The organism is Microbacterium sp. ZW3a (assembly GCF_057167165.1).
The window spans coordinates 2,988,325-3,007,537 of record NZ_CM169903.1 but is presented as its reverse complement, the minus strand read 5'-3'; the positions used below and the strand labels follow the sequence as shown (position 1 = coordinate 3,007,537).

The 19,213-nt window shown below is 69.2% G+C and carries 17 protein-coding genes; 9 read left to right on the top strand and 8 right to left on the bottom strand.

All coding sequences use genetic code 11. The features are described 5' to 3' along the window. Window positions 1–22: 22 nt before the first annotated feature. The 6 genes from fae to ACU6WY_RS14015 form a co-directional block, all read right to left on the bottom strand. Window positions 23–532, bottom strand: a complete 510-nt coding sequence (gene fae / locus ACU6WY_RS14040) for a formaldehyde-activating enzyme (RefSeq protein WP_483820259.1) — start codon at window positions 530–532, stop codon at window positions 23–25. Further along, window positions 532–1,470 (bottom strand): glycine betaine ABC transporter substrate-binding protein, encoded by a 939-nt coding sequence (locus ACU6WY_RS14035; protein WP_483820258.1) that lies wholly within the window; start codon window positions 1,468–1,470, stop codon window positions 532–534. Before ACU6WY_RS14035 ends, fae begins: the two co-directional genes overlap by 1 nt. 56 nt (window positions 1,471–1,526) lie before the next feature. After that, a complete protein-coding gene (locus tag ACU6WY_RS14030) occupies window positions 1,527–2,321 on the bottom strand; it encodes an ABC transporter permease (protein WP_483820257.1) in 795 nt (264 codons plus the stop codon). Continuing rightward, window positions 2,318–3,355: an ABC transporter ATP-binding protein gene (locus tag ACU6WY_RS14025; protein WP_483820256.1), complete on the bottom strand. Its 1,038-nt coding sequence runs from the start codon at window positions 3,353–3,355 to the stop codon at window positions 2,318–2,320. Before ACU6WY_RS14025 ends, ACU6WY_RS14030 begins: the two co-directional genes overlap by 4 nt. Further along, window positions 3,348–4,013: an ABC transporter permease gene (locus ACU6WY_RS14020; protein ID WP_483820255.1), complete on the bottom strand. Its 666-nt coding sequence runs from the start codon at window positions 4,011–4,013 to the stop codon at window positions 3,348–3,350. The genes ACU6WY_RS14025 and ACU6WY_RS14020 overlap by 8 nt, the downstream gene beginning before the upstream one ends. Window positions 4,014–4,106: 93 nt before the next feature. Then, window positions 4,107–4,973 carry an IclR family transcriptional regulator gene (locus ACU6WY_RS14015; protein WP_483820254.1) on the bottom strand — a complete coding sequence of 289 codons (867 nt, stop codon included), beginning with the start codon at window positions 4,971–4,973 and terminating at the stop codon, window positions 4,107–4,109. 153 nt (window positions 4,974–5,126) lie between these two features. Between ACU6WY_RS14015 and ACU6WY_RS14010 the strand changes: the two genes are divergently transcribed. The 8 genes from ACU6WY_RS14010 (at window position 5,127) to ACU6WY_RS13975 (ending at window position 15,251) form a co-directional block, all read left to right on the top strand. Then, on the top strand, window positions 5,127–6,056 hold the full coding sequence (locus tag ACU6WY_RS14010; protein WP_483820253.1) for an NAD(P)-dependent oxidoreductase: 930 nt from the start codon (window positions 5,127–5,129) through the stop codon (window positions 6,054–6,056). Beyond that, window positions 6,053–7,531, top strand: coding sequence for an NAD-dependent succinate-semialdehyde dehydrogenase (locus ACU6WY_RS14005; RefSeq protein WP_483820252.1), 1,479 nt, complete (start codon window positions 6,053–6,055; stop codon window positions 7,529–7,531). The genes ACU6WY_RS14010 and ACU6WY_RS14005 overlap by 4 nt, the downstream gene beginning before the upstream one ends. 2 nt (window positions 7,532–7,533) lie before the next feature. Then, window positions 7,534–8,313: an SDR family oxidoreductase gene (locus ACU6WY_RS14000; protein WP_483820251.1), complete on the top strand. Its 780-nt coding sequence runs from the start codon at window positions 7,534–7,536 to the stop codon at window positions 8,311–8,313. Between the two features lie 30 nt (window positions 8,314–8,343). Beyond that, window positions 8,344–9,807, top strand: a complete 1,464-nt coding sequence (locus tag ACU6WY_RS13995) for an FAD-binding oxidoreductase (protein WP_483820250.1) — start codon at window positions 8,344–8,346, stop codon at window positions 9,805–9,807. Continuing rightward, window positions 9,807–11,213 (top strand): FGGY-family carbohydrate kinase, encoded by a 1,407-nt coding sequence (locus ACU6WY_RS13990; protein WP_483820249.1) that lies wholly within the window; start codon window positions 9,807–9,809, stop codon window positions 11,211–11,213. Before ACU6WY_RS13995 ends, ACU6WY_RS13990 begins: the two co-directional genes overlap by 1 nt. A 132-nt stretch (window positions 11,214–11,345) precedes the next feature. Next, entirely contained in the window at window positions 11,346–13,571 is a 2,226-nt protein-coding gene (locus ACU6WY_RS13985; RefSeq protein ID WP_483820248.1) for an ATP-dependent Clp protease ATP-binding subunit, read from the top strand. A gap of 88 nt (window positions 13,572–13,659) precedes the next feature. Beyond that, window positions 13,660–13,950, top strand: a complete 291-nt coding sequence (locus ACU6WY_RS13980) for a helix-turn-helix domain-containing protein (protein WP_483820247.1) — start codon at window positions 13,660–13,662, stop codon at window positions 13,948–13,950. Next, complete coding sequence (locus ACU6WY_RS13975) at window positions 13,947–15,251, top strand: type II toxin-antitoxin system HipA family toxin (protein WP_483820246.1); 1,305 nt, start codon at window positions 13,947–13,949, stop codon at window positions 15,249–15,251. Before ACU6WY_RS13980 ends, ACU6WY_RS13975 begins: the two co-directional genes overlap by 4 nt. Window positions 15,252–15,257: 6 nt before the next feature. Here ACU6WY_RS13975 and ACU6WY_RS13970 read toward each other — a convergent pair whose 3' ends face one another. Both ACU6WY_RS13970 and ACU6WY_RS13965 read right to left on the bottom strand, forming a co-directional pair. After that, the gene (locus tag ACU6WY_RS13970; protein ID WP_483820245.1) at window positions 15,258–15,842 is read right to left on the bottom strand and encodes a nitroreductase family protein; all 585 of its coding nucleotides are present in this window, start codon (window positions 15,840–15,842) and stop codon (window positions 15,258–15,260) included. A gap of 112 nt (window positions 15,843–15,954) precedes the next feature. Then, the gene (locus ACU6WY_RS13965; RefSeq protein ID WP_483820244.1) at window positions 15,955–17,322 is read right to left on the bottom strand and encodes a glucose-6-phosphate dehydrogenase; all 1,368 of its coding nucleotides are present in this window, start codon (window positions 17,320–17,322) and stop codon (window positions 15,955–15,957) included. 105 nt (window positions 17,323–17,427) lie between these two features. Here ACU6WY_RS13965 and ACU6WY_RS13960 point away from each other — a divergent pair, with 105 nt between their 5' ends. Beyond that, entirely contained in the window at window positions 17,428–19,194 is a 1,767-nt protein-coding gene (locus tag ACU6WY_RS13960) for a glycoside hydrolase family 15 protein (protein WP_483820243.1), read from the top strand. Window positions 19,195–19,213 lie beyond the last annotated feature (19 nt).

Sequence of the window (19,213 nt, the reverse complement as noted above, 5' to 3'; positions counted from 1 at the left end):
AGGCCGCTCCGATGGTGCGTGATCAGGGCGCGGGGGTGAAGAACGGATTCGACGGCGACTGACGCGCTGCCAGCACCGCGTCGACCGAGGGCAGTGACCGTGCACCGTTGCGGATCGCGTCGCGCGCCGCCTCGCGGTTGTTGCGGTAGATCTGCTCCGCATCGGTTGCCGCCGGGTTGACCCAGACGGCGGCGATGACTACGTGGGAATCGGTCCACTCGACGGGTATGTCTCCGTCGGCCACGGCGTCCGCGATCCCGGATGCTACGCCCGCCTGCGCTGGTCCCCAGATCAGCAGGCCGTGTTCGTCGCTCGCGGGCGCCGCCTTCGTCACGAACAGCGTCAGAGGCTTGACCGGCAGGGACGGGCGCAGGATCGCGACGAACGGTACGTGCCCCTCGCTCGGCGTGGCGAGGGCAGTCGCCCACGCGCTCCCTGCCGGACCTTCGCGGTGGCCGAGCACCGTGTTGATGTGCGCCGCGTGCGCACCCTCTCCGACGAAGCTCTCCCCGATCTGCACCTGGAGGGTCATCAGATGAGCCCCTGCTCCGTCAGCCAGTCGGTCGCGACGTCTTCGGGGTCTTCGCCGTCCACATCAACGAGGGCGTTGAGCTTCTGCATCTCCTCGGTCGTGAGCAGCGGCGAGATCTCGGCGATCACGTCGGCGATGGCCGGGTACTCGTCGAGCGTCGACTGCTTCAGCGTGAAGGCGCCCTGGTAGACGGGGAAGAACTCCTGGTCGTCCTCGAGCACGACGAGGTCGAGCGCGGGGATGCGACCGTCGGTCTGGAAGACCTCACCGAAGTTGCAGTCGTCACCCTTCTGGGTCGCCGTGTAAATGACGCCCGTGTCCAGGAGAGCGACGTTGGAGTCGGGGACGTCCAGGCCGTAAGCGGCCTTGAGGCCGGGCCACCCATCGTCGCGGGTCGAGAACTCGCTCTCGATGCAGAAGGTTTGCTCGCTCGCCGGCAGCTTTGCGACGTCCGAGAGCGTCTTCACGCCGAGCTCTTCGGCCTTGTCGGCGCGGATGGCGAACGCGTACGTGTTGTTCAGCGGCGCCGGGTCGAGCCACGCGATGCCCTTGGCGGCATCCGCCTCCTTCGTCGCCTCGAACTGGGCGTCAGCGCCGGCGACCGGCGCGGTGTTGCCGTTGTAGGTGATCCACGAGGTGCCGGTGTACTCCCAGTAGCCGATGAACTCGTCGTTCTCGAGCGCCTGGCGCACGTTCGCCGATCCCACGAGCTTGGTGTTGGCTTCGACATCGGCGCCGCGGGCGTTCATCAGCTGCGTGGTGATGTGGGCGAGGATGTACTGCTCCGAGAAGTCCTTCGACCCGATCTGGCCGGTGAGTCCCGCGAGCTCGTCGCTCGTGCTCGTGGTTGAGGATCCAGCACCGGACGAACAGCCGGTGAGCGCGAGGGCTCCGACGGCAGCGGCGGCGGTGAGTGAGAGAAGCGGATGACGCTTCATTGTGTCTCCTTGGGGTGTGGTGCGGGTGGGGTGGTGCGGGGCGACGACCGATGGCGTCAGATTCCCCTGGGGGTAAGCAGGTCTTCGGCGATGCCGGCGATCCAGTCGATGAGCAGTGCGATGCACGCGACCAGGACGGCGCCGACGATGAGGACGGGATAGCGCTGAAGTTTCAGGCCGTTGACGATCATGTCGCCGAGGCCGCCGGCGTTAATGAACGTGGCGATGGTGGCGACGCCCACGCAGAACACGAGGGCGGTACGCAGGCCCGCGAGGATCACGGGTACCGCGAGCGGCAGCTCAATGCGGGCGAGCACCTGGACCGGCGTCATCCCCATGCCTCGCGCGGACTCGCGGATGGCGCCATCTACTTGCTCGATGCCGATCATCGTGTTGCGCAGCACCGGGAGAAAGGCGTAGATGACGAGCGCGACCAGGGCCGTGGTGTAACCGGTCTGCCAGATGATCGCGAGCAGGATGACGACACCCACGGCGGGCGTGGCCTGTCCGATGTTCGCCAGCCCCAGGACGATGGCGCGCACTGCCGCGGAGGGCGTCTTCGCGAGCAGGATGCCGAGAGGGATCGCGAGCACCGCGACCAGCGCGGAGGCGGCGACGGTGAGGCTCAGGTGCTCCCCGATCCGGAGGATGAGGTAGTCGGGATTGAGGGTCCGCTGCTCGATCGAGTCGAGAGTCAGCGATGACACCCAGAAATACAGCGCCGAGAGGATCACCACGACGACCGCGGGAGTGATGAGCCGGCGCCACACGCGTGCCCCGCTCCTCCGCGGACGGGAGGCCGCGAGGCGCGCGGCGCCGATGCTCTGCGTCTCGGTCGTGACGCTGGTCATCGCGCGCTACCCGATCGGGGCGTGAGGTCGTCGACCTGGACGCCGAGTGCGGCGGAGATGCGCTCCATCGTCAGGGTGCCGCGGGCGCGACCGTCGCCGTCGACGACGGTGATGATGGGTGTTCCGTTGACCACGAGGAGATCGAGGGCGTCACGGAGGTTGTCATCGAGCGACACGGTGGCGCGGTTGTCGGCGGCGACCGGGCCCAGCGGGGCGTCAGCCACCGGGATGAGCGCGAGTCGCTTGAGCGCCGCTCCCTGACCGATGAACGACCGGACGTAGTCGTTGGCCGGTGCGGCCAGGATCGCCGCCGGGGTGTCGAACTGCTCGATCCGGCTCTGCTCGCTGAGGACGGCGATCCGATCGCCCAGACGGATAGCCTCGTCGAAGTCGTGGGTAACGAAGATGATCGTCTTGCCGATCGACTCCTGCAGTCGCAGAAACTCCGCCTGCAGTTTCTCGCGGGTGATGGGGTCGGTAGCGCCGAAAGGCTCGTCCATGAGCATGACGGGCGGGTCTGCCGCCAGGGCGCGAGCGACGCCGACGCGCTGCTGCTGTCCGCCGGAGAGCTGGCGAGGATAGCGATCGGCGAAGTCTCCGGTCAGCTGCACAGTGTCGAGCAGCTCCTCGACGCGATCGGCCGTCCGCTTCTTTGACCATCCGAGGAGCTTGGGCACCACGGCGATGTTCTCGCCGATCGTCATGTGGGGGAAGAGGCCGATCTGCTGAATGACGTAGCCGATGTGGCGGCGGAGCTCGTTGGGGTTGAGCGAGAGCACGTCGCGGTCGTCGATCGAGATGGTGCCAGAGGTCGGCTCGATGATGCGATTGATCATCTTCATCGTGGTCGTCTTCCCGCAGCCGGAGGGGCCGACGAACATGATGAGCTCCCCCGGCTCCACGGTCATCGAGAACGCATCGACCGCAGGGGTGGACTGACCGGGGTAGATCTTCGTCACACCGTCGAGGCGGATGCCGACTCCCGACGAGTCGGTCGCGCCGGCCGGTCGGGAAGTGGTGGTGGTGTCAGACACGGAGCCCCCTTGAGGTGGTGACGCGGGTGATGAAGACGAACGCGGCGTCGATGAGCAGTGCGAGGACGATGACGCCGAGCGTGCCCGTCAGCGCGAAGTTCAGGGCGTTGGCTGAGCCGAGCGAGGACAGCCCCATGAAGATGAACTGCCCGAGGCCGGGTCCGGCAACGTACGCGGCGATGGCGGCAATGCCGACGGTCAGCTGCGCGGCCACGCGCACGCCGGTCAGGATGATGGGCCAGGCAATCGGCAGCTGAACCGACAGAAGGATGCGGGCCGGTGACATGCCCATGCCCTTGGCGGACTCCATGATGGCCGGCGACACTTCCCGCAGACCGACGACGGTGTTCCGGACGATGGGCAGGAGCGAGTAGAACACCAGCGAGAACACCGTGGGGGTCCAGCCGAGTCCGAGGACCGGGGTCATCAGCGCCAGCAATGCGAGCGAGGGGATGGTCAGCGCGACGCCCGCGGCGGCGATGGTGAGCGAGCGTGACACCGGGCGGTTCCACACGGCAACGCCGAGGGCAATTCCGATGATCGCGGCGATCACGATGCTCAGGGCCACCACGGCAACGTGCTGCAGCACGAGTTCCAGGATGTCGTCGCTCCGGCGGCTCCAGAAGGTGAGGAGTCTGCCGAGGTCGAAGTCGGACATGCGTCGCACTCCTCTCCTCATCGAGATGGGCCGTGGATCACGGCTGCGGCTGACTGTACGGCCGGGGGTGATTATCCTCAACCAGTGTTGCCGTTATGGCAACACGGGGGCGTCTGGGTCGTATCCGATCGACCGTGAGAGGTCACGCGCACTGGAGGCGACGAAGCGAGCGAGGCCCTCCAGCCGGTCGCCGATGCGGGTTTTCGGTGCGCTGACATTGAGCGCCGCGATGATGCGTCCGGTGAAATCGCGCACGGGTGCGCTCGCCCCCACGACGCCGAGTTCGAGTTCTTCGTCGAGAAGGGCGTAGCCAGCGGAGCGGATCCGCGCGAGTTCCTCGCGCAGGCTGTCGAGGTCGGAGACGATGAGCCGATCGGCCGGGGGGCTTGGCAGTACGGAGAAGCCCGCGGCGTGCGGGGGGACCGGTCCGACGATCGCTTGATCCTGACCGTGTTCGGCGTACCAGCGCTCGAGCGAAGCGTCGTCCCAGTCGCTCAGGAGAACGCGACCCGACGGGGTGCGCCAGGCCGCCGTTGTGACCCCCTCCCAGCCGGTCGTGCGGAACTCGTGTGGGCTCAATTCGCTCGCGATCGTCAGGACGTTTCCGCCGCGCAGGACGCACAGGTGTGTCGTCTCGCGCGCCCGCTGGGCCACGCGGCGCAGGATCGGCTGCGACTCGCGCGTAAGTGTGCTCTCGACGGTGAGGGCGGCGAGGGCATACAGGCGTGCGCCCAGGCGGTATGCGAGCGTGTTTTCGTCGCGATCGACGAGCCCAGAGTCGGCGAGCGTGGCGAGAGTCCGCGAAACGACGGCCTTGTCGCGCCCGGTGATCTGCGCGACCCTCGAGACTCCGAGCCCCCCGGTTGATACGGATTCGGCCGAGCCAAGGATCTCCAGAATCTCGACGTCGCGGGCGAGGCCCGAAGAGTTGCGGCGCGGTGCCGGGGAGTGGTCTGCCATGGACGGCAACGCTAGTCGGTTGCCATATCGACATCAATAGGTGCTCATAGGGCATCCTGGCTCTATCGTGGCCGTGCGGTCGCCGATGGCGGGCTCGAAGACGAGAGCCGCAGGAGCGCCCGCCCCCGATCCACGATCTCAAGGACTGGTCCCGTGACGAAGCGCACACTCACCGTCGGATTCATCGGCCTGGGCAGTATGGGAAGCGGCATGACCCGCAATCTCCAGGCGTCCGGCTTCTCCCTGGTCGTCACCGACGTGCGGCCCGAGGCTGCCACGGAGGCCGTGTCCCGCGGCGCGGTCTGGGTCGACACCGCGGCCGAGGTGGCATCCCGGTCCGACCTGGTTATCACCATGCTGCCCACCCCCCGGCACGTCGACCAGGTGCTCCGCGGGCCCGAGGGCCTTCTCGGTGCCCTGCCAGAGGGCGGCACCTGGGTCGATATGTCGACGTCGGTGCCCGAGGTGGCCGATCGTGCCCGCGCAGACCGCCCTGACCTGCATATCCTCGATGCGCCGGTGAGCGGCATGTCGGTGGGGGCCGCAAACGGCACGCTGCAGATTTTCATCGGCGGCGGGGCGGGCGACGTCGAGCGTCTGCGCGGGGTGTTCGAAGCCATGGGCGAGCCCGAGCGCATCCTGCACGTGGGTGCCCACGGCGCCGGCTACGCGGTCAAGCTCATGATCAATCAGCTCTGGTTCTCGCACCTCATTGCCACCGCCGAGGTGCTTTCTGTGGGCGTGAAGGCCGGTGTCGACCTCGAGGTGCTGCGCCGCGCTCTCGTTGCCAGCCCCGCCAATAGCAACTTCGTCGAGCACGATGTGCTGTCGATCCTCGACGACGGCGACTACGACGAGGGCTTCGCGCTCGCGCTGGCCTGCAAAGACCTCGGCCTGTCGGTCGACCTCGCCCGTTCGGTCGGGATGCCATACGAGCTGTCGGGTCTTGTCGACCAGCAGTTCCGTCGCGCCAAGGCGATGTACGGCGACCGTGCCGGGGAAATGTCGCCGTTCCGGCTCTACGAAGACCTCCTCGGCCAGCCCCTGCGTCGCGCCGCTGCTCCGGCGGGGGTGGCCCAGTGATCAATGAGGCGGCCTTCCTCGCGGGCCTGCCCGCCGATCTCTTCATCGACGGTCGGTGGCGCGCGGCATCCGACGGGAGTCGCTTCGATGTCATCGATCCCTCGACCGGCGACGTGCTGGGGCGGGTCGCGGACGCGACCGTCGACGACGGCGACGCCGCCCTCGCCGCCGCGCACCGGGCGCAGGAGTCGTGGGGCCGCACCGCCCCGCGCGAGCGCGCGGAGATCCTCCGCCGCGCGTTCGACATCGTCACCGCGCGTACCGAGGACTTCGCTCTGGCCATGACCCTCGAGATGGGGAAGCCTCTCGCCGAGGCGCGCGGAGAGGTCGCCTACGGGGCGGAATTCCTGCGTTGGTTCAGCGAGGAGGCGCCGCGCATCGCGGGGCGCTACTCCGTCGCACCCGACGGCCGCAACCGCCTGATGGTCGTCCAGCGCCCGGTCGGACCGTGCCTGTTCATCACGCCCTGGAACTTCCCGTTGGCGATGGCGACGCGGAAGATCGCCCCGGCGATCGCGGCCGGCTGCACGATGGTGCTGAAGCCCGCGGCTCTCACCCCTCTGACTGCTCTGCTCCTCACCGAGGTGCTCCGGGAAGCGGGACTTCCCGACGGCGTGCTCAATGTCATCCCCACCACCCACGCCGGCGCGGTGACGGGCCCGCTCGTGCGGGACCCGCGGCTGCGCAAACTCTCCTTCACCGGCTCGACGGGCGTCGGTCAGCGTCTCATCGCCGATTCGGCGGCGCAGGTTCTCCGGGTGTCGATGGAGCTCGGCGGAAACGCCCCGTTCCTCGTATTCGAGGATGCCGACCTCGACGCCGCCGTCGATGGCGCGGTGTTGGCCAAGATGCGCAACGGGGGCGAGGCGTGTGTGGCGGCCAACCGGTTCCTCGTGCACGAATCGGTCGCCGCAGAGTTCACCGAACGGTTTGCGGCGCGCATCGGCGCCTTCGTCCCGGCGCGCGGCACCGAGCCGCGCTCGACCGTCGGCCCCTTGGTCGACGCGGCGACGCGCGACAAGGTTGCCGCCCTCGTCGACGTTGCGGTAGCGCAGGGTGCCCGCGTCGCTGTCGGCGGCGCCGCCATCCCGGGACCGGGGTACTTCTACCAGCCGACCGTGCTCGTTGACGTCCCGGCCGACGCCGACATCCTCCGGGAGGAGATCTTCGGCCCCGTCGCCCCCATCCTTACGTTCCGCGATGAGGAAGAGGCGATCCGCCTGGCCAACGACACCGAGTTCGGTCTCGTCTGCTTCGCCTACACGCGCGACCTCGATCGCGGCCTGCGGTTGGCGGAACGCCTCGAGACCGGCATGCTCGGCCTGAACGCAGGCGTGGTGTCCAACCCCGCCGCACCGTTCGGTGGTGTCAAGCAATCCGGGCTCGGCCGCGAGGGCGGGGCGGAAGGCATCCACGAATACCTCGAGACCGTCTACGTCGGCATCGCCGACCCGTTCGCCTCCCGGAGCACCTGACCATGGACATCAGTGAATTCAGCCTCGACCTCTTTTCGCTCGCCGGACGCACGGCGATCGTCACCGGGGGCAACGGTGGTCTCGGCCGGGCCTTCTCGGTGGCGCTCGCCGCGGCCGGGGCGGACGTGTTCGTGCCCTCGCTCGTCGATGACGACGGGGAGACGGAGCGTCTGGTTACCGCTCACGGGCGGCACTACGCCTTCGCGCAGTCCGACATCACCGCCGAGGGGGAACCCGAGCGCGTCGTCCACGCGTGCGTGGAGCGTTTCGGCGGCGTCGACATTCTCATCAATTCGGCCGGTATCAACCTGCTCAGCGACGACGTCGTGGCCTTCGACCGTTCCAAATGGGACCCGATGATCGCGGTGAACCTCACCGCCGCCTTCGATTTCGCCCGCGCCGCGGCGGCCGTCATGATCCCCTCCGGTCGCGGCAAGATCGTCAACATCGCCTCCCTCTTCTCCTTCCTCGGCGGGCGGCAGTCTCCCGCGTATGCCGCGTCGAAGGCGGGCATCGTCGGCTTCACCAAGGCCTATGCCGATGAGCTGGGGGAGTTCGGCATCCAGGTCAACGCTGTCGCGCCCGGTTACTTCGCCACGGCGCTGACGGAGAAGACCCGGGGGGATGCCGACGCCAACCGCCGCATCGTCGACCATGTCCCCGCCGGGCGGTGGGGTGACCCCGCCGACCTCATGGGCGCGGTCGTGTTCCTCTCCAGCCGCGCGAGCGACTACGTCACCGGGCACACGCTCGTCGTCGACGGCGGATACCTCCTGCGCTGACCCGCACACCCACCGATCAGGAAGACCGACATGGCCGATTCCCGTTCCCCGCTCACCCGCTCCGACATTGTTGATCGGCTCGTGGACCTCCTCGGTGCCGATGCCGTCGACACCCGCGACGACCAGCTGCGCGACGCCAGCGTCGACCGCTTCAAGAAGTACTCCGCCGTCCACGGCATCTTCGACGGCCCGTTCCCCGCGGCGATCGTCTTCCCCCGTTCAACGAACGAGGTGGCCGCAGTGCTCCGCTTCGCCGACGACAACCGCATCGCCGTCGTCCCCCGCACCGGCCGAACCGCGACCGAGGGCGGGCTCGAGACGGTCGTGGCCGACACGATCGTGCTCGATGGTTCCCGCATGGATGCCACCGTGAAAGTCGACACCACCGACATGATGGTCACCGTGCAATGCGGTGCCCCCCTGCAGCGCGTCGAGGACGAACTGCGCGCCCGGGGCTTCACGACGGGGCACTCGCCCCAGTCGAAGCCGCTCGCGCAGTACGGCGGGCTCGTGGCGACTCGCTCGATCGGACAGTTCTCCACTCTCTACGGCGGGATCGAGGACATGGTGGTGGGCCTGGAGGCCGTTCTCGCCGACGGCACCGTCACGCGGATCAAGAACGTGCCGCGCCGTGCTGCCGGCCCCGACATCCGTCACCTGATCATCGGCAACGAGGGCGCGTTCGCGTTCGTCACCGAGGTGACGGTGAAGATCTGGCCGTACCAGCCCGAGAACAATCGCTTCTTCGGCTTCCTGAGCGAGGACTTCGGGGCCGGCATCGACCTCCTTCGCGAGCTCGTCACGCAGGGCTACCGCCCCTCGGTGGCGCGCGTGTATTCGCCCGAGGACGCTCGCCAGCATTTCGCGCACTTCCACGAGGGTAAGTGCGTCGTCATCCTCGTCGCGGAAGGGCCGCGCCGGCTCGCTGAAGCGACCGCGGAAGCCATCGTCGAGGCCGCGGAGGGCAAGCCCCTCGATCGCGTCGACGACGCCCTCATCGAGGCATGGTTCGACAATCTCAACTGGGGGCAGGACAAGATCGACCGCGAAAAACGCGAGATGCTCGAGAGCGCGCACCTGGGATATACGACCGAGGTCTCGGTGGATTGGTCGCGGGTCGTCGAACTGTACGAGTCGGTCATGTCGCGGGTGCGCCGGGACTTCCCCCACGCCGATGACCTCACGATGCTCGGCGCGCACTCCTCGCACAGCTACCAGACCGGCACCAACCTGTACTTCGTCTACGACTACGACATCCGGTGCGAGCCGCGCGCCGAGATCACGGAGTACCACGAGCCGCTCAACGCTATCGTCGTCGAGGAGGCGCTTCGCTTCGGGGGATCAATGGTTCACCACCACGGCATCGGAAAGTACCGGACGCCGTGGACCGCGGAGGAGCACGGCAGCGGTCTGGCGTTGCTGGAGCGGATGAAGGTGGCGCTCGACCCGAACGGCATCATGAACCCGGGCACCATCTTCCCGCTGGAGAGCTGATGCCCGCCGTCGTGGCGATCGACAACGGGTCTCAGTCGACGAAGGTGCTCATCGTCGACGAGACCGGTCGTGTGCGGTCGCAGGCGCGTGTCGGGCTCCGGCCCTACGAGAGTCCGGCCCCGGGTCGTCAGGTGCACCCGGGCGATGACGTGTGGGAGTCGATCGTGCGCGCGTGCCGACTGGCGCTCGATCGGTTCGACGGATCGCCCGACGAGATCGTCGGGGTGGGGCTGTGTACGATCCGCTTCTGCCGTGCGCTGCTGCGGGCGGACGGTTCGCTCGCCGAGCCCGTGCTGAGTTGGATGGACGAACGGGTCGGTCGCGCGCACGTCGATGCGCCCGACGTGGCGCACGTGGTGACCTCGTCGGGCTACGTGGCACATCGCCTGACGGGAGAGTTTCGCGACGCCGCCGGGAACTACCAGGGTCTGTGGCCGATCGACCAGCGCACGTGGCGGTGGTCCGATGATCCGGGTGACGCGGCGGCGACCGGCATGCCCCGCTCGCTGCTGAGCGAGCTCGTCGACCCGGGCGACCGCCTCGGGTCGGTGACGACCGAGGCGGCCGCGGTGACGGGGATCCCCGCGGGAGTCCCCGTCTTCGCGACCTCGAATGACAAGGCCGTCGAGGCGTTGGGTGCGGGACTGGCGTCGTCGGAGGACGTGTTGCTGTCGTTCGGTACGTACATCGCCGCGATGACCGTTGCCGACGGGCCGGGCGGGGGAGAACATCACTGGGTCAACTTCGGTTCTCGCCCCGGCCAGTACCTCGCCGAGTCGACGGGGATCCGGCGAGGGATGTGGACCGTCAGCTGGCTGCGCGACCTCCTGCACCCCGGCGCTCCGGGAGACGATCTGTACGCCTTCGACCGGGAGCTGGGGCTCGCAGCCGCCGCGGTCCCGGCCGGATGCGACGGGGTGGCGGCGGTGCTGGACTGGCTCGCGCCCGCGGAGGAGCCGCATCGCCGCGGGGCGTTCGTGGGCTTCTCCGGGGCGCAGGGGAGGGGGCACCTCTTCCGTGCCGTTCTCGAAGCCATCGCCTTCACGATGGCGGACCACGTCGAAGAGATGGAGGGCGAGCGCGGGACCGCCGCGTGCGGCGTCATCGTGACCGGTGGTGGGGCGCAGTCGTCCCTGCTCGTCCAAATCGTTGCCGACGTCCTGGGCCGCCCAGTGCGACGAGCCCTCGTCGATGACGCGGCGGGGATCGGTGCCGCCGTGTGTGCCGCCGTGGGTGCGGGGCTGTACCCGACGTGGGATGCCGCGGTGGCGGCGATGGCGGGAACCGGTGTGCCGGTCGCCCCCTCGGCGGATCACGCGGCCTACGCGGGTCTGCGTCCCTGGCACCGTGGCATCCGCTCTCGTGTGGCTGAGCTCGCGGACTGGATGGTGTCCGAGCGCGGGTGACGCCGGCGATCCGCCCGCGAGGCGGCCGTGGCATCCCGCGGTCGTACCATTGCCGGCGAGGGGAGCCACTGCTAAACTTGAGTCAACGCAGCTCAAGTTTTACGAGTGCGACACAGACTTCCAGGAGCCGCCATGAACGCCACGCAACAGCCCGGGCAGGAGGACGCGCAGAGCGCCCTCGAGCAGTTCGGCATCAACCTCACCGACCGGGCCCGTCAGGGCAAGCTCGACCCCGTGATCGGTCGCGACAGCGAGATCCGCCGGGTGAGCCAGGTTCTGACGCGCCGGACGAAGAACAACCCCGTCCTCATCGGTGAACCCGGCGTCGGAAAGACCGCCGTCGTCGAGGGGCTCGCCCAGCGCATCGTCGCGGGCGACGTCGCCGAGAGCCTGAAGAACAAAGAGCTCATCGCCCTCGACATCTCCGCTCTCGTCGCCGGTGCCATGTACCGCGGGCAGTTCGAGGAGCGCCTGAAGAGCGTGCTGAAAGAGATCACCGAGTCCGACGGCCGCATCATCACGTTCATCGACGAGCTGCACGTGCTCATGGGCGCGGGCGGCGGCGAGGGCTCGGTCGCGGCCTCGAACATGCTCAAACCCATGCTTGCCCGCGGTGAGCTGCGCCTGATCGGTGCGACCACGCTCGACGAGTACCGCGAGTTCATCGAGAAGGATGCCGCTCTCGAGCGCCGCTTCCAGCAGGTGTACGTCGGCGAGCCCTCGGTCGAAGACACCATCGCGATTCTGCGTGGCCTGAAGGAGCGGTACGAGGCTCACCACAAGGTCGCCATCGCCGATGCGGCGCTGGTGGCGGCGGCATCCCTGTCGAACCGGTACATCCCCTCGCGTCAGCTGCCCGACAAGGCCATCGACCTCATCGACGAGGCGGCGTCGCGGCTGCGCATGGAGATCGACTCGGCGCCGCTCGAGATCGACGAGCTGCGCCGTCACGTCGACCGGCTCAAGCTCGAGGAGCTCGCCCTCAAGAAAGAGAAAGATGCCGCTTCGAAGGAGCGCCTGGCGACCCTGCGCGACATGCTCGGGGCCGAGCAGGCCAAGCTCGACGAGCTGCAGGCCCGTTGGGAGCGAGAGCGCGCCTCGCTCAACCGCGTCGGTGAGCTGAAGACACGTCTGGACTCCGCCCGTGTCGACGCCGAACGCGCGCAGCGTGAGGGAAACCTCGAGCGGGCGTCGCGATTGCTCTACGCCGAGATCCCCGCGCTCGAGCGCGAGCTGATGAAGGCCGAGCAGGCCGACTCCCACGGCGAGGGGCGCATGGTCAACGAGCAGGTGACCGATGAAGACATCGCCGCGGTCATCGCCGCGTGGACCGGCATTCCGGTCGGGCGTCTCCTGCAGGGCGAGACCGAGAAGCTGCTGCACCTCGAGCGTGAGCTCGGCAAGCGCCTGATCGGCCAGAGAGATGCGGTGAAGGCGGTGTCCGACGCCGTCCGTCGCTCGCGCGCGGGGATCAGCGACCCGAACCGCCCCGTCGGCTCGTTCCTGTTCCTCGGGCCCACCGGTGTCGGCAAGACCGAGCTGGCGAAGGCGCTCGCCGACTTCCTCTTCGACGACGAGCACGCCATGGTGCGCATCGACATGTCGGAGTACGGCGAGAAGCACTCCGTCTCCCGACTCGTCGGTGCTCCTCCGGGCTACGTCGGCTACGAGCAGGGCGGTCAGCTCACCGAGGCCGTGCGCCGGCGCCCGTACAGCGTCGTGCTGCTCGACGAGGTCGAGAAGGCCCACCCCGAGGTCTTCGACGTTCTGCTGCAGGTGATGGACGACGGCCGGCTCACCGACGGCCAGGGCCGCACGGTGGACTTCACCAACGTCATCCTGATCCTCACGTCGAACCTCGGCTCGCCGATCCTCATCGACCCCACCCTCTCGATCGAGACCAAGCGCGAGCAGGTGCAGGGACTGGTGCGCCAGGCCTTCAAGCCCGAGTTCGTGAACCGTCTCGACGACATCGTGATTTTCCAGGCGCTCACCGAAGACGACCTCGCGCAGATCGTCGAGCTCGCGGTCGACGCGCTGCACAAGCGGCTGCGTGAGCGTCGGCTCACCCTCGCGGTCACGCCCGACGCGCGGTCGTGGCTCGCGGAGCGCGGCTACGACCCGGTGTACGGCGCGCGTCCGCTGCGGCGCCTCATCCAGTCCGAGGTGCAGAACCGCCTCGCGATGGCGATCCTTGCCGGCGGCGTGCACGACGGCGACCTGGTGCGCGTCGATGTCGCCAGCGATGGGGAGTCGCTCGTGCTGACGAGTGAAGGTCCGGCCGAGGCGCCGGGCAATCCGGAAGACGACGACGTGATCGAGGCCGAGATCGTGGAGGAAACCGGGGGCGGCGATTGATGTGCCTTCGGGCTTCAGAGCGCCCCTGATTCCCGATACCACATCAGTGGTAGCCTGATGTTGTATCGGGAATCGCGTAGGAGGTCGTATGCGTGCACACATCGAATCGCCCGCGGATATGGGCCGGGTGGTGCGTCGCATCCGGGAATCTCAGGGATGGTCGCAGCGGAAGCTCGCTCAGGCCCTTGGCGTCGGTCAGCGTTACCTGCACGAACTGGAGGTCGGGCGCGCGAAACGCATCGACGAGCACTATCTTGAGGTGCTCGCCGCGCTCGGGGTAAATCTCGTCGCCGAGTTCGACGACGCGCTCGTTCGTCCATCGCCGGCGCCGGGGAGCGAATCGCGGACAGACGCCCCGTCCTCGGGCGCCGTCCGGTGACCGCGGATCGTCTTCCGGTCGAGCTCTACGGCACCACGATCGGCCATCTGGAACGAGACGGTGATCGCGCGGTGATGCGCTGGTCCGCTGAGGCTGAGCAGCGGTGGGGGTTGGGCTCACGCGTTCTCAGCGCGAGCCTGCGCGTCGGGCAGGACTCCGCGGATCTCAGCGAAGCGTTCTTCGGAGCCCTCCTCCCGGAGGGCGAGCACATCGCCCGCCTGGCGCGCGAGGTGAAGGCCGATCGCGGAGATCTGGTGGGGCTGTTGGCAGAGGTCGGTGCCGACCTCGCGGGCGCGCTCCGGATCGCCAGGCCTCCTGCCGCAACTCCCCGAGAGCCGGAAGTGCTCGCGCCGGCCGACGTTGCGGCGCTCGTGGACCGGGCGGACGGCTTTCTGTTGGGCGGGGGTGGTTCGGCACTGCCGGGATTCCAGCGCAAGCTCACGCTCACCCGCCACCGCGGTCGATGGCTCCGGGGGAACGGTGCCCTCCCCTCGACCCACATCCTCAAGCCGGTCGGTCCGGATGCGCGCGCGGCCGTGGAAGCGGAGGCATACGCCCTCGCGGTAGCGCGGGAGGCGGGACTCACCTCAATGGACGCGTGGACCGAGCAGATCGGCACGCGGTGGGTGCTCGTGATCGAGAGATACGACCGTCGCCGGATCGACGACCGCATTGAGCGCCTCCATCAGGAGGACGCTGCGCAAGCGCTCGGCATCCCCTGGGGTGGCAACGAGAAGTTCGAGCAGAACGATCCTCGTGCGTCGCTGCGCGCGGTCGCTGGTCTGCTCGATCGCGGACGAAGCGTGTTCTCGGCGCGTGACGAGGATCGGCGGAAGCTCCTCCGATATACCGCGTTCACCGTTGCGATCGGCAACACCGATGCGCACGCGAAGAATTTCTCGCTGCTTCACGATCACCACGGGTCTGTGTCGCTCGCGCCGATCTATGACGTGGCGCCGCTCGCCCTTGCGTACGATGCGACGACACGGCTGTCGATGCGGATCAACGGCGTCGAGCACCTGCCCGAGGTGACCCGCGAGGACCTCGTCGCTGAGGGGGCGGCGTGGGGTCTGACGGATGCCACGGCTCGCGTCGCCGTGGACGAGACACTGTCGACGATGGTGGAGGCGACGCGACGCCTCCCCGCGCACGACAGCATCGAGGCGCACGTTCCTGGCTATGTTCGCGGACAGGCGCAGAATTTGCTCGAAGGGAAGCCGGCGCGCATCGCGTCGCATCTGCCGCTCATGCTGCGCGACCGCCTCGGCACCCCTCCGCAGCGCGACGCCGCTCGGGAGTGATGGCCGTCAGGCGTCGAGCAGCAGCGACTCCGCGAGCGGACGACGCTCGCGCGGCGCGGCCTCGCGGGCGCGGACGGCCTCGTCGGCGGCATCCGGGTCTCCGAAGGCGCCCACGGCGATCACGGTCACGGGCGCGAAGCGCGCGTCGATATCGAACGACGCGCGCAGGTCGTCGGCCGCGAAGCCGCCGATGGTGTGGGTCGCGAGGCCCCGGGCGTGCGCCTCGACGGTGAAGAACGCGGCGGCCTGGCCGGCGTCGTACATCGCCCACGGGCGCGCGCGGCCCTCGGGGTCGGCGGTCTCGGCGAGAACGACGAGCAGCGCCCCGGCGGCCGGTGCCCAGCCCTGGTTGAATCCGACGAGCGACTCGACGATGCGCGCGTGGGCGTCGGTGCCGCGACGGGCGAGGAGGAACCGCCACGGCTGGCTGTTGTTGGCCGACGGTGACCACCGGGCGGCCTCGAAAGCGGCGCGCAGCGCCTCCTCGTCGATCGGCGCCTCGGCGTCGAACGCCCGGGTGCTCCAGCGCTCGGCGAGAACGTCGAGGATCGGAACGTCGGTGCGGGCGGTGCGGTCGAGAACGCGGGGCATGGGGTACTCCTCAGCGGGGGGGGGGGGGGGGGAAACGAAGCCGGGGCTTCGTTGACCCTCCCCATCGAACGCGACCGCGCCGCGCGATGTTCCCCCGTGACGCCGTGTGTCGTCACAGACCCCAGGATGCCGGTCCGGCGGTGCCCGCGGGATACTCGTCGAGCGGCACCTCGCCGGCACGCCACGCGTCGATGACCGGCTGCACGATGCGCCAGCACTGCTCGGCCGCGTCGCCACGGACGGCGAGCATTGCGTCGCCGTCGAGGATGCCCGACAGGACCTCGCCGTAGGCCTTGAGACCGCCCTCGCCGAGGTCGGCGCCCAGGGTGACGCGCTCGAGCTCGAGGGGGTCGGCGGCGCCGTTGACGTTCAGGCCGAGACTCATCGTGTCGGGGCCGAGCGAGAAGGTGAGCGCCGTGGGAGAACTCTCCCCGACGAACCCGTTCGGCAGGTGCCGCACCGGCTTGAAGGTCACCGTCACCGCCGGGTCGCCCGCGTCGGAACCGAGCCCCTTGCCCGAGCGCAGCACGATCGGCACGCCCTCCCACCGAGCCGTGCGCACCTCGACGGTCATCTCGGCCAGGGTTTCTGTCTCTCGCGCGGGGTCGACACCGGGCTCGTCGGCGTAAGAGATGAAGTGCCGGTCGCCGACCGTGCCCGCGGTGTACCGCGCGCGGCGCGAGTTCTGCACCGGATCATCGCCCCACACGTGGGTGGCGCGCAGCACGGCGGAGGTGGCGTCGCGCAGATCGAGCTGGTCGAGCGACGCCGGCGGCTCCATCGTGACGAACGCCATGACCTGCAGCAGGTGGCTCTGGATCATGTCGACGAGGGCGCCCGCGTGGTCGTAGTAGCCCGCACGCCCCTCGAGCCCCAGCTTCTCGGGGTAGTCGACCGTGATCCCGGCGATGTCGTCGGCCGACCACACGCTCTCGATGAGACGGTTGGCGAAGCGCACGCCCAGGAGGTTGAGCACCGTCGAACGGCCGAGGAAGTGATCGATGCGGAACACCTGCTCTTCCGGTACGAGCGTCGCGACCTGAAGGTTCAGCGCGTGGGCGCTGGGCTCATCGGTGCCGAACGGCTTCTCGAGCGCCAGGATCGTGCCGGCGGGGATCGTCACGTCGGCCAGGGCCACGCACGCCCTCTCGGCCACGGCCGGCGGAACGGCGAAGTACAGCGCGGGCCGCCCCTCGGCGGCATCCAGGAGCTGCTGCAGATCGGCAGCCTTCGTGATGTCGGCCTGGCTGTAGGTGGTCTCGGCCACCATCGCGAACGCCGCCTCCGAGTCGGTCGTCGCGAACGAGGCCTGCACCACCTCGCGCCAGTGGTCGTCGGCCCAGTCGTCCATGCCCGCGCCGTGCAGGCGGACGGAGCGGCCGGGCTCGCGCGTGAGCAGCTGCCCGAGCGCGGGCAGCAGGAGCCGCGAAGTGAGGTCGCCCGAGGCGCCCAGGATGATCAGGGTGGTGTCCGCAGCCATGCGGCTCACTGTAGCGACCGCAGCCGACATCTCCGGATGCTTGCGGAGGATCCCGGATTCTCCTTCCGGCCCTGACGGGGCGCTGTCCCTGCCACAATCGCCAGGGTGAGCACTCCGATCGAAGACTATGCCGTCCTCAGCAACTGCCGATCCGCCGCTCTGGTGTCCGCGGAGGGGAGCGTCGACTGGCTGTGCCTGCCCCGCTACGACAGCGCCTCGATGTTCGCGGCCCTGCTGGGCGACCACAGCCACGGCTCCTGGTCGCTGCGGCCCACCGATCCCGAGGCGCGCGCGACGCGCCGGTACGACGGCGACACGTTCGTGCTGGTCACCCGCTGGGAGACGCCGACCGGTGTCGCGGAGGTGCACGATGCGATGCCGGTGGGGGGCCGTCACGACCTCGTTCGGCGCGTCGTGGGCATCTCGGGCGAGGTCGACTTCGCCAGTGAGGTGCGTCTGCGCTTCGACTACGCCCGGGCCGTGCCGTGGGTGCGTCAGGTGGGGGCGCACGGCGAGCACGCGATCCTCGCCGTCGCCGGGCCCGATTCGGTGATCCTGCGCGGACCGCGTCTCATCGCGGCCGACACGGCTCACCGCGGTTTCTGGACCACCGTCGCCGGCCACACGGTCGATTCGGTGATGTCGTGGGGGCCGTCCTGGCAGGAGCCGCCCGCGGCGATCGACGTCGACGCGGCGCTCGCCGAGACGCGCGAGTGGTGGTCTGAGTGGGCCAGCCGTGTGCAGGGCGCGGGTCCGCACGAAGCGCTCGTCCGGCGTTCGCTCTTGGTGCTGCGCGCGCTGACCGACGCCGACACGGGCGGCATCGTCGCGGCCGCGACGACCTCGCTCCCCGAGGCGTTCGGGGGCAGCCGCAACTGGGACTACCGCTACGTGTGGCTGCGTGACGCGGCCCTGACGCTCGAGGCCTATCTCGACCACGGCTACGTGGGGGCCGCGCGCCGCTGGCGCGAGTGGCTGTTGCGCGCGATCGCCGGAGACCCGGCCGACGTGCAGATCATGTACGGCATCGCGGGGGAGCGCGACCTGCAGGAACGCGAGCTCGACAGCCTCCCCGGCTACGACGGGGCCGCGCCCGTGCGCATCGGCAACGGCGCGGTCGATCAGTACCAGGCCGACGTGATCGGCGAGGTCATGGTCGCCCTCGAGGCGGCGCGCCACGCGGGCGTGGAGGAGACGCCCTTCTCCTGGGCGCTGCAGCGCGCACTCCTCAACCAGCTCGCGACGACATTCCACCGGCCCGACCTCGGCATTTGGGAGATGCGCGGGGAGTCTCACTTCTTCACCCACTCGCGCGCGATGGTGTGGGCGGCGTTCGATCGTGGCATCCGGGCTGTCGAAGAAGGCGGCCGCGAGGGGGAGGTGGCGACGTGGCGCGAACTGCGCGATCGCGCGCGCGCCGAGATCGACGCCCGCGGGGTGCACGAGGGCGGGTGGTTCACCCAGCACTTCGACACCGACGAGGTCGACGCGTCGCTGTTGCTGCTGCCGCAGGTCGGCTTCTGCGCTCCGGACGATCCGCGCATGCTCGCCACCGTCGCGCGCATGGAACAGACCCTGATGCCCCACGGGTGGCTGTTGCGGTACCGCACGACCGGCGTGGACGGACTCGAGGGCGACGAGCATCCGTTCCTGGCGTGCTCGTTCTGGCTCGTGGAGCAGTACGCGCGCAGCGGTCGCCGCGACGAGGCGGTCGCCCTCATGCACCGTCTCACGGCGATCGTCAACGACGTGGGACTGCTGTCGGAGGAGTTCGACCCGATCAGCGGCCACCACGTCGGCAACACGCCGCAGGCGCTGTCGCACCTCGCGCTCGTCGGTGCCGCCGACGCGCTGGAGGACACGGCATCCTGACGTCGGGGGAGGACTGCCC